General features: G+C 39.3%; 13 protein-coding genes. 4 read left to right on the top strand and 9 right to left on the bottom strand.

All coding sequences use genetic code 11. The features are described 5' to 3' along the window. From H5185_RS18335 to speA, 8 genes are all read right to left on the bottom strand, one after another. The coding region (locus H5185_RS18335) for a lamin tail domain-containing protein (RefSeq protein WP_182742818.1) at positions 1-522 on the bottom strand (522 nt) is incomplete at its 3' end. Positions 523-728: 206 nt separating this feature from the next. After that, complete coding sequence (locus H5185_RS18340) at positions 729-1,613, bottom strand: RimK/LysX family protein (protein WP_124018124.1); 885 nt, start codon at positions 1,611-1,613, stop codon at positions 729-731. A gap of 52 nt (positions 1,614-1,665) precedes the next feature. Then, positions 1,666-2,016 (bottom strand): DUF3802 family protein, encoded by a 351-nt coding sequence (locus H5185_RS18345; protein WP_124018123.1) that lies wholly within the window; start codon positions 2,014-2,016, stop codon positions 1,666-1,668. 82 nt (positions 2,017-2,098) lie between these two features. Beyond that, the gene (locus H5185_RS18350) at positions 2,099-2,674 is read right to left on the bottom strand and encodes a YceI family protein (protein ID WP_165870182.1); all 576 of its coding nucleotides are present in this window, start codon (positions 2,672-2,674) and stop codon (positions 2,099-2,101) included. A 50-nt stretch (positions 2,675-2,724) separates the two neighbouring features. Continuing rightward, positions 2,725-3,222, bottom strand: coding sequence for a YaiI/YqxD family protein (locus tag H5185_RS18355; RefSeq protein WP_124018121.1), 498 nt, complete (start codon positions 3,220-3,222; stop codon positions 2,725-2,727). Then, on the bottom strand, positions 3,222-3,860 hold the full coding sequence (gene pdxH / locus H5185_RS18360) for a pyridoxamine 5'-phosphate oxidase (protein WP_124018120.1): 639 nt from the start codon (positions 3,858-3,860) through the stop codon (positions 3,222-3,224). The genes H5185_RS18355 and pdxH overlap by 1 nt, the downstream gene beginning before the upstream one ends. A 474-nt stretch (positions 3,861-4,334) precedes the next feature. After that, positions 4,335-5,264 (bottom strand): adenosylmethionine decarboxylase, encoded by a 930-nt coding sequence (locus H5185_RS18365; RefSeq protein WP_182742819.1) that lies wholly within the window; start codon positions 5,262-5,264, stop codon positions 4,335-4,337. 73 nt (positions 5,265-5,337) lie between these two features. Continuing rightward, on the bottom strand, positions 5,338-7,248 hold the full coding sequence (speA, locus tag H5185_RS18370) for a biosynthetic arginine decarboxylase (RefSeq protein WP_124018118.1): 1,911 nt from the start codon (positions 7,246-7,248) through the stop codon (positions 5,338-5,340). 587 nt (positions 7,249-7,835) lie between these two features. Between speA and H5185_RS18375 the strand changes: the two genes are divergently transcribed. The 4 genes from H5185_RS18375 to H5185_RS18390 all read left to right on the top strand — a co-directional run bounded on the left by H5185_RS18375 (position 7,836) and on the right by H5185_RS18390 (position 11,196). Continuing rightward, the gene (locus H5185_RS18375) at positions 7,836-8,669 is read left to right on the top strand and encodes a S1 RNA-binding domain-containing protein (protein ID WP_182698523.1); all 834 of its coding nucleotides are present in this window, start codon (positions 7,836-7,838) and stop codon (positions 8,667-8,669) included. A gap of 105 nt (positions 8,670-8,774) precedes the next feature. Continuing rightward, positions 8,775-9,428, top strand: a complete 654-nt coding sequence (locus H5185_RS18380; RefSeq protein WP_182742820.1) for a YceH family protein — start codon at positions 8,775-8,777, stop codon at positions 9,426-9,428. 38 nt (positions 9,429-9,466) lie between these two features. Next, the gene (locus tag H5185_RS18385) at positions 9,467-10,300 is read left to right on the top strand and encodes an ABC transporter permease (protein WP_124018115.1); all 834 of its coding nucleotides are present in this window, start codon (positions 9,467-9,469) and stop codon (positions 10,298-10,300) included. Beyond that, positions 10,297-11,196 (top strand): ABC transporter ATP-binding protein, encoded by a 900-nt coding sequence (locus H5185_RS18390; RefSeq protein ID WP_182742821.1) that lies wholly within the window; start codon positions 10,297-10,299, stop codon positions 11,194-11,196. Before H5185_RS18385 ends, H5185_RS18390 begins: the two co-directional genes overlap by 4 nt. 728 nt (positions 11,197-11,924) lie before the next feature. Here the strand turns inward: H5185_RS18390 and H5185_RS22790 are convergent. Beyond that, positions 11,925-12,149: hypothetical protein (locus H5185_RS22790; RefSeq protein ID WP_220494497.1), on the bottom strand; the 225-nt coding region annotated here is incomplete at its 5' end.

The raw sequence follows: 12,149 nt of genomic DNA on the forward strand, positions 1-12,149 counted from the left end.
CACAAAACCTTGCCAGCCCACAAATGTTACGGCATCGTCAATCACTTGATCTGCAGTTAAATTATTTGTATCACGGCGCAACGTATTATTTTGGGTCGAGATATCGCCACTGCCCCATTCAGCACCGGGATCGACGCCTACTTGGCCTAAAGAATCGATAACATTGTCGCTATGAGTCAGCACAATGGCATCATCACCATTAAAAAAACTAGCATTAGAATTCAACTGGGCCAATGCTAAAATGTCTGCTGAAGCATTATTGTTAGTAATCACAAAAGTTGAGTTAGCAGCAATGTTGCCTGATAAATTAATCTTGGTTGACGCAGAAGTATTACCATTAAAATAAAATGACAATACATAATCACTTAAATCAATATTGGTGCCTGTTGGGTTATATAACTCGATAGCTTTATTATTACTACTACCTTCCACGTATTCTGAAATAAGTAAATCTTGTGCGCTGACTTGAAAAGCCATTAATGTTGATATTGATGCCGCAAGCAAGGTTTTATTGCTTAACATAATAGACCCTTATTATTATCCATAATTTTAGTTAACTGATTTATATCGTAAACATATTTTTATCGATTTATAGCGTAAATCGGCTGTTACTATATCGGTAACCGATGACAGTTAGGTTGCGGGTATGTTGCAGGATCAGATAAAAGCAATAAAAAAATACCGCTCATAATGAGCGGTATTAATAAGATGAATTGGTTTAACTGTGATTAATGTTTTTTGGACACATCGACCATATAATGACCTTGCAGCCAATTGCGGCCAATTAATAATTTGTAACCCATTTTGCTGCGGTCTTTAAGGTTAACGTCAACAACATATTCATGACGAGGTTCACCAACATTTAACCTCACCATATATCGTCTTTCTGTACCTTGTGCATTACGAATTAATGAGGTACCACGAATTTTGGTGCGAACCTCAGCTTGCTGACCTTTTTCGTTAGCTGTGGTGAATGTGATCATTTTACCTATGTTATTTTCGATATTAACTGTGTCTTCTTTATCGACGCGAATATTCACCGCGTGTAATGAATTTTCAACAGCCCCCGTATCAATGCGGGTATTATACAACAAGCCAGTTTGCTTAATACTCAACTCAGCTAAAGGCCCAATCATTTTTTTATCTGAAACATCCACAATATAATCATGCTTTAAAAAATTACGCCCTATGAGTAATTTGTGATTCATATGGCTACGATCACGTAAATTAACATGAATATTATGAAACTCATTGGCAAAACCGACGTCGAGTTTGACCATATAACGTGTTTCAATCCCTTGAGAATTTTTGACTCTAGATGTACTGACTATTTCAGCTTGAATACGTTTTTTCTCACCACGCTCATTTTGTGTAGTAAATTCAACAATTTTACCGACATCGTTTTTCATTTTCTTAGATGCACCGCCAATAATATCTATATCGACTGCGTGTAATGAGGTATTGGCTGCACCGGTATCAATGCGGGCACGATAATGAAGTCCAGACTTAGCAACAGTCATGGTTTCAACTTGTCTTAAAACGGTTTTATCACTTGCAAATACGGATATAGAAAGGAAACACAATACAGCGGCAATCACAATTCTTTTAAACATGATCAATTCCAAAAATCCACAAATCGCTTTAATAGCGGGCGTTTAGCTGCGTTTAACGCAACAAATGATCAACTTCTTGATCAAATAAATTTTTAATTAAACCAGAAAACTCAGTAATAAAAATACTCTGTTCAGGGGTGGCTAAATGATTAGCGACAGAGGCTAAAATCTCTTCTAAATCGTATACAATTGCGTCAATTTCACGGATCACCATATTGCGCTCAGCAAACGATAACTGTGGGTTCTGGCCGCAAACCATAATAATCTGAGCAGATAACTGCTCTTCAAACAATTCCATGACAGTTTCAGTTGCCGCTACATTATTCTCAGATGACTCAAACAGCCCTAAATGTTCAGTTAAATACTGAATTAAATGTATGTACCCTTCTTTGTCAGTAACCATTTTATCCTACCTTTCTTGAAACGACTTAACCGAAAATGGCTTTCAATCGTGATGATCGAATGCCATTTTCAATCACCGATAACTATTGCGCTAAGGTTAGCACAAATGACACAGGCACTGCTAAGCTGATGCTCGGTAAACCGGCCAATTCTTTGAGTTTTTCGACACCTGCCACAAGACCGAATTCATTTGCTTGTACAATCACAGGCGCTAAACTTGAAACCACCATTTTCTTATCAGATAATTTTGCCACTAACACATCAAAGCTCTTCTGTTGTTTCTGACCATGTAACATAATGGTCGCTTCAACTTGGGTCGTTAATGTGTCACCGACTTTTAATCCGGCAAGCAATTTAGGATTGACCACCGCATCTATCGTTAATGTTGGAAACTGCGCGACTTCAAATAACACTGACTGCAAACGCTGATCACGAATTTCAACTCCAGTATCAACACTGGTTAAATCAATCGATAAAGAAAATGCACCCGCATCCGTTAATGAACCAGCAACGTGTTTAAAATGATTCACTTCAGCAATATCAGTTTTCTTAATCGAAATAAAGCTTACTCGAGAATGATCTTGATTGACTTGCCAGTCACTTGCCATCACAGATGTGCTGAGCAAGCTAGCGGCTAATAATGGTAACCATTTTTTCATCATAAAGTCCTTAGTATAGAAAGTCAGATTAAGTATAGAGTAATATTTGCTTATATTTTGCTGGGGATCAATTTAGCCAGCCATTTATCTAATGCTTGTGCAAACGCATGCTTATCCGTTTGCGAAAAACTATTCGGGCCACCAGTATGAATACCACTGCTGCGCATTTCTTCCATAAAGTCACGCATAGTCAGGATCTGTTTGATATTTTCCACGGTATAAACCGTTCCTCTAGGATTTAATACAAGCGCACCTTTATCAACCGCATCCGATGCAAGGGGAATATCAGCAGTAACCACCAAATCCCCTTGTGCCACTTGTTCGACAATGTAGTTGTCGGCCTCATCAAAACCTGAGCTCACTCGGATCATGCTAATTAAAGGTGATATTGGTACTTTAATCATCTGATTAGCAACCAGCACAAGTTGAATCGATTTCCGCTCAGATGCCCGAAATAACATCTCTTTAACCGGATTAGGGCAAGCATCAGCATCAACCCAGATTTTATTCGTTATCACAGCTAAAAGCTCCTGTTCATTAACACTCATTAAGGTGCCAAACGATCAATATTCCAATCAGCATCGGTTTTGGTGTAAATAAATCGGTCGTGTAATCTGTGTTCACCACCTTGCCAAAACTCAACGCTGGCAGGACGAACTAAATATCCGCCCCAAAACTTCGGCAGAGGGACTTCACCTTGGGCAAACTTTGCTTTCATTTCTGCAAATTTTCCTTCAAGGGCCTGTCGCGCACTAATTTTGCTTGATTGCTTAGATACCCAAGCAGCAATTTGGCTGTCTTTGGGTCTAGACATAAAGTATTTTGCCACATCTAACATCGATAATGGCTCCGCTTGACCTAATACCGCGACTTGGCGATCAAGTGGATGCCATGGAAACAATAAACTGATTTTGCTATTAACGGCTATTTGTTTAGCTTTGCGGCTTTCTAAATTAGTAAAAAAAACAAAACCGTTGTCATCAAATTTCTTCAGTAACACAATACGTTGAAATGGCTGACCATCTTCATCAACCGTAGCAACGCACATAGCAGTTGGATCAGAAAGCTGAGCATCTTTAGCCTGCTGCATCCATTGTTCAAACAGATCCATTGGGTTAGCAGGTAAATTAGCCCTTCTTAATCCACCTTGGGTATATTCACGGCGAATATCACTTAAATCACTCATACTGGCTCCTCATTAAAGCTTGCAAGTTGTATTCTACGCTGAGCAGACACAAAAAAGCCAACGTCAACACGTTGGCTTAGGTGTTTAATAGTAAAGTTAAAATTACTTTTTAATTAAGCCTATGCCTTGGGTGCAAACATACAGTATTTCAAGGTCCAATGTTGCACCTGCAAGCGCGGTAATTTCAGCGAATTTATGATGCTGCGACTGCAACAACATCTATCGCAACAAGACTCACACCACGTAAACCGCGCAAATTGCCATTGACTTATCACAGGTTAAGCCACAACACTCTGAGGTACCCGTAGCGGATGAAAAAGCACCATCTAAGTAATCACGATGACAGTGTTAGAGTCAATGGGTTTAAAATTAAGCGTTTGGCGTAAATAGCTAAATACATTTGAATAAAGCCAATAATCAGCTTCGTCGGTGAAAGGCGTCATAGGCTATCCAAAACATAGCTAGCACCGATAATTACAATAAAATAGGCTTCAGCACTTCTAAGCAATCTTGCTGATAGTGGCTAAAATGTATGTTGTAACCTTGCTCAAGAGTCATCGCACAATGGCTTAAACACACATAATTTAATACTGGCTTATTGGCAATATGACTATTAAAGCCAATAATATCGCAGCTGTTAGGCTGTAATAATACGATAAGCTCAGCAAAAATATCGACCTGATTTGAGCTAATATCGATGTTGGTTTCAACACTCACATAAGAGCTATTTTCCTGCGGCGTAATGTGTATAGTAAAATATTCAGCACCTCGAATACCATTAATTGAATACCCTAAAGGACTGAATAAATATTGATCAACACTAAAACCGCTGAATAATTGTTCTAATTGTAACAACTGACTAATTTGTTCTGTTGATTGATGCTCGCCACGTAAATAGTCTGCTACGGTACCAGAAATATGATACATCAGTAATTCATTGGTGGTATCAAGTGGACTGGCTTGATAATGCTTATCTGTGGTAAAAATATAATGGTGATGGCTATCTAAATGACCCATTCGATAGGCCTGCCCACCAATAAAATCTCTTAACCTAAGCACATCATCGCCAAAAGAGCTGGCTTGTAAATGAGCATAATATTCATTTTTACGCTGATAACACACATAGGAAATCGCTTGTTCGCCTATATGCTCAATGAAGTAACAGGCTGATTCGACTAACGTACTAGCCCCGCATGTGAGCACAACGATACGATCATCCCAAACAAATAAGCTTGATTCACTCAATAAATAAGCATCACAAAAATCATTGCTTATGCTAGATAAAATGTCTGCATTTGAGGCAGCAACAAGCCCCTGCCAAAACGTTCGATCTAAAGACCGTAATTTAGGCGCGGCTGCATCAACAATAATCTCTAACTTTTTCTCTGAACCTTCAAAAAACATCTTAGCAACTTAAAAGCCTAGCCACCTGAGGGTGCTAGGCTTTTTGGATAACAAGTTAACCTAATAGAAGAGATTAAAAATCTTCTAAGTAAGTGTAGCCTTTAAGACCTAACTGCAATTCTTCTAGAATACTAGCTCGCTCATCTTCAACAATATGCTGATTCACAAGCTCTTCATAGGTGCGCATAAAGTCAACAGCATCTAGATTCACATAGCGTAATACATCTGCTACCGTGTCGCCTTGTAAGACAGACTCAATCTGGCTTAATCCACGCTCATCGATACGCACTACTGCTGAGTTAGTATCACCAAATAAGTTATGCATATCGCCCAAGATTTCTTGGTAAGCACCCACCATGAAGAAACCAATCAAATACGGGCTGTCAGCACTCCACGCAGGTACAGGTAAGGTCGTTTCAATACCTTGACCATCAACATATTGATCCACAATACCGTCTGAGTCACAGGTAATATCTAACATAACCGCACGGCGCTCTGGTGCTTTATCTAAACCAGATAAAGGCAACACAGGGAACACTTGATCAATACCCCATGCATCAGGTAATGACTGGAATAATGAGAAGTTAACGAAAAACTTATCGGCTAATTTTTCATTTAATTCATCAATCACTGGACGATGATAACGGTTATTGTTACTTAATAATCCCTTCACTTCATGGCAAACACGTAAATTAGCTTGTTCTGCCCAAGCTCGGTCAGCCAAACTTAATTGACCCACCGCAAACAATGAGTGTGCTTCAGAAATATCACTTTGGCTATCATGATAAATTTCAATAATCGCACGTTGATCATAACGACCGCTGATTTCTAACCAAGATTGCCACATATTGTGGAGCAATTGCGGTGCATCTTCACTTGGTTCCTGAATATTTTCAGGAAGATAGGCTTCAGTACCTATAACATCCGTAATCAACACTGCATGATGCGCCGTTAAATGGCGACCTGATTCAGAAATAATACGCGGCATTGGTTGCTCGTATTCATTACATAAATCGGTTAATACATTGACGATATTGTTTGCATACTCATTTAAACCATAATTCATTGAGTTGTTGCTTTGGCTACGAGTACCATCGTAGTCAACCGCTAACCCGCCGCCGACATCGAAACAATCAATACTGGCACCCAGTTGGCGTAATTCACAATAAAAACGACCAGCTTCACTTACGCCTTGGCGAATGTCACGGATGTTGGCAATTTGCGACCCTAAATGGAAATGTAATAACTGTAGAGAATTAAGCATGTTAGCACTTTTCAATTCAGCTATAACTTTCAACACCTGCGCTGCAGATAAACCAAATTTGGACTTTTCGCCACCGCTGGCTTGCCATTTGCCTTTACCTTGGAAAGCCAAACGTACACGTAAACCTAAACGAGGTGTAATACCGAGCTTTTCAGCTTCAATTAATACCATTTTAAGTTCTGACATTTTTTCCAGAACGATATACACCTTATGGCCAAGCTTTTCGCCGATAAGTGCTAAACGAATATATTCTTTATCTTTGTAACCATTACATACAATGACTGAACTGGCTTTTTGTGCCATAGCCAATACAGCCATTAATTCAGGCTTACTACCAGCTTCAAGCCCTAATTGAGGGACTTCTTTCGATTTTTGGCTAGCTAAAATTTCTTCAACTACCGTTTTCTGTTGGTTTACTTTAATTGGGTAAACTAACAAGTAATCATTTTGATAATCGTACTTCTTAATTGCATCATTAAATGCTTCGCATAAACTTTCCACTCTGTGGTGCAAAATCTGCGGGAAACGGACTAAAACCGGTAACGAAACGCCTGCTTCAACCATACTTTTAGCTAATTCATTTAAGCCAACTTTATGATCAGGATTTTGTGGGTTAGGTGACACTGTCACTTCGCCATCTTCACGAATACCATAAAAACCTTGGCTCCAGTGAGTCACGTTATAACCCGAGCGAGCATCTTCGATAGACCAATCAGACATAATTATTTTCCGTATTTGTATCAAAGTTAGCAGTGCCGCAATAGGGGCATCTACTTGTTAAAAATCCAGATAACACAACAAGGTTATCTCAACAGTAAAAGAGTGTGCAGCACGATTGAAGCTACAAAACTCTTGACTAAAAAGGCACTGCCAAGTGCCCTAATGTCATCTCATCTTTATTTATCTATTGCACAACATCTAATGCTAATCATCTTACGCAGATATTCACAAATCATGCAAATTTTACTAACAGAGTAACGACTAGTTGCTGTAACAGGTTTTTTACTGATTTCGCGCACGGTTAGATCACTTTTAAATCCCAAAACCAGTAACATTTTCAGCCTTTATAAAAACGGCGCAATTAAAACCTGCAATGGCGTGTAATGCAAGTTAATTACCGAATAATTACCAGAAAAAAACGCCTATAATCGATGAGTTAAACATCAATAAACAGTACCTCAACCATAAATGATTTTTAATCGTGCTTAATTGGCACAACGTCAGCTAAATTTACGTGTATAATTAAGCGGATTTCCAAAGATCGTCTTTTCATTTTTATCTTTCATTAAAGTAGAGCAGAGTCATTCATGATACAAATCGGTAAACGTTATTCATTAGAAGTCGTTAAACAAGTTAATTTTGGGGTTTATCTAAATGCTCAAGAGCTTGGGCAAGTCTTGCTTCCTAATAAATTTGTCCCTACCGGTTGTAATGTCGGTGATATGGTCGATGTATTTCTTTACTTAGACTCAGAAGACATTGTGATAGCTACCACCCAAAAAGCACTTGCTCAAGTAGGTGAATATGCTTACTTAAAAGTGGTTGCAACAGGCCCATATGGTGCCTTTTTAGATTGGGGATTAGACAAAGATTTATTGCTGCCTTTCGGCGAGCAACACAAACCTGCCGAAGAAGGCCACTCATATTTAGTGTATGTTCATGCTAACCATGCAGATGAACGCATCATGGCCTCCTCTAAACTGGATAAGTTTGTTGATAAAACAGAAGCTCATTACACCGAAGGCGAACAAGTTAACTTGATCATTGGCGGCACAACAGATTTAGGCTACAAAGCTATTATCAATCACCAGCACTGGGGAGTGATATACCAAAATGAAGTGTTTCAAAAACTTCGCTTTGGCCAAAAAGTCACCGGTTTTATTAAAACGATGCGCAGTGATGGCAAAATTGATCTTGTGCTGCAAAAAGGTGACAAAGATGAGCTCGATAAAAATGCTCGCTTGATCATCAATAAACTGCGCAGCGCAAACGGCTTTTTACCTTTACATGACAAAACTGATGCCGATGTTATTTATGACAAACTCGCTATGAGTAAGAAAGCCTTTAAAAAATCTATTGGTGGTTTATTTAAAGCAGGTGAAATCACTATCGAAAGTGACGGTATTCGCTTAACTGTGTGAACAATAATCGATTAACCTCCCTAAACTAGTGCAATCCTTTGAGAAAAAGCATGGCTCTGTTATAAAAGTAATAGAATCGTGCTTTTTATTAAAAGGATACTGTTTATGGAATTAACCCCGCTAGAAGCTCGAGTTATCGGGTGCTTGCTCGAAAAAGAACTTACAACTCCTGATCAATATCCCCTGTCATTAAACTCACTTACCCTAGCATGTAACCAAAAAAGTAGCCGTGAACCGGTTATGTCACTCAGTGAATCTCAAGTACAAACGATACTAGAAGACCTCTCTAAAAAACGCTTAATCAGTGAGCAATCCGGTTTTGGTAGTCGCGTCGTAAAATATAAACATCGCTTTTGTAATACTGAGTTCAGCGAATTACAGTTAACCAGTGCTGAAGTTGGATTAATTTGTGTGTTGTTATTACGTGGTCCTCAAACGCCAGGGGAACTCAAAACGCGCTCAAATAGACTGCACGAGTTCACTGATGTATCTCAAGTTGAATCCGTATTACTGGCATTAAGCCAAGGTGAAAAACCCTTAGTAGTACAACTTGCTCGAGAGCCGAATAAACGTGATTGCCGCTTTCTTGAGTGCTTCAGTGGTAATGTTGACGACTATGATGTTAACAGCAGTGATGCCATTGTGGTTTCAGGCCACACGCAGCAAACATTACAGCAAGATACTCGGATTGCAGAATTAGAGCGCAGAGTTGAATTGCTGGAACAAAAGCTCGCACAATTAGAACCCCTATTAGACTAACTTATGCTTTTCGTTAAACGGTAAGCAAGGACAACATTATGGAAAGTACTGCCTCCCCATCAACATTGACTCATATTTGGTTATTAGCCAAATATGAGTTAAGCAAACGCTTTACCAATAAAAGCGGCATGATTTCATTAATTGCCTTTATGTTAATTTGGGCAATTTTATTACTGTATCCAATTAAGAGTGCATCTGAATTTATTATGCAGCCAAACTTCAGAGACTTTACCGAAGCACTCTTTGGACCTGGGAGTTTACGCCATCTATTCGAATGGCCAGTTGAAGAATTTGCAGTGTTCTGGCTAGCCGCACTATATCTGTTTCCCATGTTCAGTATTTTTATCGCCGCAGATCAATTTAGCTCAGATAAGCAACGTGGTAGCTTGCGATTTTTAACCTTAAGAGTTAGTCGTAGCAGTTTGTTTTTTGGACGTTTTTTAGGTCAAATGCTGATCCAATTAATGCTTATTGTGTTAACACTGTTGGCCACTATCGCATTGGCTCTTTCGCGTGATATGTCATTATTACTGCCATCGATCACCACCAGCTTATTAGTGATGGTGAACTTAGTCATTGTATTATTGCCCTACACTGCCGCCATGGCGGTGCTGTCATTACATGCCAACTCGGCCAGACAAGCGAGTATCTTTGCGGTTATCTTATGGGCTGTGGTATCGATTTTTATTGCCTTGATCAATATGAACTTCCCCCAACTGAGCTGGTTAAATTGGATATTGCCAGGTTCGCAAATTTCTAATTTAATTAATACTCAAGGGCTAAGCTCTTTCGCACTTGCTCCCATCCCATTACTGCAAACTGCGGTTATTTTATTTGTCGGTAAACACTTAATGAGCCGGAGCGCACTATGAGTATCATTCAATGTGACAACCTTTCTAAGCAATATGGTAATAAACTGGCGCTCGACACAGTATCGTTAACGTTGACACAGGGCGCACCCATTGCATTAGTTGGTCCTAATGGGGCCGGCAAAACGACCTTATTCAGTTTATTATGTGGGTATATTCAACCCACCAATGGCAGCATTAGCATTTTAGGCCACAAGCCAGGTAGCAAAGCGCTGCAAGGACTATTATCGGCATTACCACAAGATGCAGCATTAGATCCTAATTTTAGTATCGTGTCACAACTGCAATTCTTTGCCCAATTACAAGGCATGACAACAAAAGCCGCCAAGCAAGAAGCATTACGAGTACTCGCGCTTGTTGATTTAACCGATTCTGCTGAAGCTAAGCCCAAAAGCTTAAGTCACGGGATGAGCAAACGAGTCTCAATAGCACAAGCGTTAATGGGTTCACCTAAAATTGTCTTACTCGATGAACCAACTGCTGGACTTGATCCTGCCAATGCGAAAAAAATCCGCCAGATTGTTAAAGATTTATCAGATAATACAACTTTTGTGATCAGCTCGCATAATCTTGATGAACTTGAAAAGTTATGCGACCAAGTTGTCTATCTTGAGCATGGCAAACTACAACAATCTGTATCGATAAAAGCCAGTCAAGCGACTGACTTTATTACGCTGACAATGAAACAGTGTGACATGGATAGCCTCCACCAAAAACTATTGGGGCTAAACGATATTATCCAAGTTAGACGTATCGGTGATGACCAATATGTTATTGAGTACCAAAAACAATCTGGCTTTGCCATTGAAATACAATTATTTGAACTGTTTACGGTGAATCAATGGCAATATAAAGCCTTGCTGAAAGGCAGAACCTTAGAAGAAACCTTATTCTCTTAATATTTAAAGATTATTCAGAATATGACTTATGCTCATCAGCTTCGCTAGTGATGAGAAAGCGACTCACTGCACGTTATTGCAATAGTATGTAGTCCCCTTATTTATGGCTAACTAGCACTTTTCATAAACGAGGGGATCCAAAAATGTCACTTCATCATCCCCTCTCAATTCCGTGATCGTCTCTTGATATTAACAATGCTCAAACACTATCCATTCCTAAAAATACTCTTAAACTCGCACTCCTTAGTCACTCGCTTGGACTAGCAGGCATAGACTGTATTAACCAAGAGTAAATTAATCACACACCGCGCAACTTACATCAGCCAGTTATCGTCATTACATCTAGCGGATCAGTTTGAGATATTTTTTAATTACTCAGGTTAAGCTATGGGAAGTAAGTAAGCTAAATCCACCCCATTCGGCCTATTTCATTAACCTCGTATTTGTTTTGTTAGCAACACAGATCAACACCTTAATAACCTGCCCATTGCAAAACAATGAAATCCAATCAGCGATACAAACTACTGTTTGATAATCGTTTATTATCCCGAGTCGAGGTTATTCTCTATTAAATGACAAGCCTCAAGCACATAGCAGCGAGTAATCGATGATTAAACAAACTCTAATGAAAGATGATTAACGCGATGCCAGGTCTAAGCATTAGAAAATAATATAATAAACCTAAGTAAAACTGAGATTTATGATGAAGGATGATGGGCAGTAATTGATCATGACGTGATAAAAATAGATAGTTTTTGATGATAACAACCGATAGCAAGAGCTGGTTGATGATGATTGATATGGGTATGGGTATGGGTATGGGTATGCCGATGCAGTATCACTTCAGCCAAACTCTGGTGCACAAGGTGAATACGCAGGCTTAATCGCGATTCGTAAATACCACGAATCACGCGGCGATGCACACCGTAATGTATGTTTAATCCCAAGCTCTG

This window comes from Shewanella sp. SG44-6, assembly GCF_014164185.1.
Lineage (GTDB): Bacteria > Pseudomonadota > Gammaproteobacteria > Enterobacterales > Shewanellaceae > Shewanella > Shewanella vesiculosa.

Excerpts from the sequence above, each read along its gene's own strand:
- H5185_RS18340 (WP_124018124.1), bottom strand. The coding sequence starts at position 1,613 with ATGTTTAAAAGAATTGTGATTGCCGCTGTATTGTGTTTCCTTTCTATA.
- H5185_RS18345 (WP_124018123.1), bottom strand. The coding sequence starts at position 2,016 with ATGGTTACTGACAAAGAAGGGTACATACATTTAATTCAGTATTTAACT.
- H5185_RS18350 (WP_165870182.1), bottom strand. The coding sequence starts at position 2,674 with ATGAAAAAATGGTTACCATTATTAGCCGCTAGCTTGCTCAGCACATCT.
- H5185_RS18355 (WP_124018121.1), bottom strand. The coding sequence starts at position 3,222 with ATGAGTGTTAATGAACAGGAGCTTTTAGCTGTGATAACGAATAAAATC.
- pdxH (WP_124018120.1), bottom strand. The coding sequence starts at position 3,860 with ATGAGTGATTTAAGTGATATTCGCCGTGAATATACCCAAGGTGGATTA.
- H5185_RS18365 (WP_182742819.1), bottom strand. The coding sequence starts at position 5,264 with ATGTTTTTTGAAGGTTCAGAGAAAAAGTTAGAGATTATTGTTGATGCA.
- speA (WP_124018118.1), bottom strand. The coding sequence starts at position 7,248 with ATGTCTGATTGGTCTATCGAAGATGCTCGCTCGGGTTATAACGTGACT.
- H5185_RS18375 (WP_182698523.1), top strand. The coding sequence starts at position 7,836 with ATGATACAAATCGGTAAACGTTATTCATTAGAAGTCGTTAAACAAGTT.
- H5185_RS18380 (WP_182742820.1), top strand. The coding sequence starts at position 8,775 with ATGGAATTAACCCCGCTAGAAGCTCGAGTTATCGGGTGCTTGCTCGAA.
- H5185_RS18385 (WP_124018115.1), top strand. The coding sequence starts at position 9,467 with ATGGAAAGTACTGCCTCCCCATCAACATTGACTCATATTTGGTTATTA.
- H5185_RS18390 (WP_182742821.1), top strand. The coding sequence starts at position 10,297 with ATGAGTATCATTCAATGTGACAACCTTTCTAAGCAATATGGTAATAAA.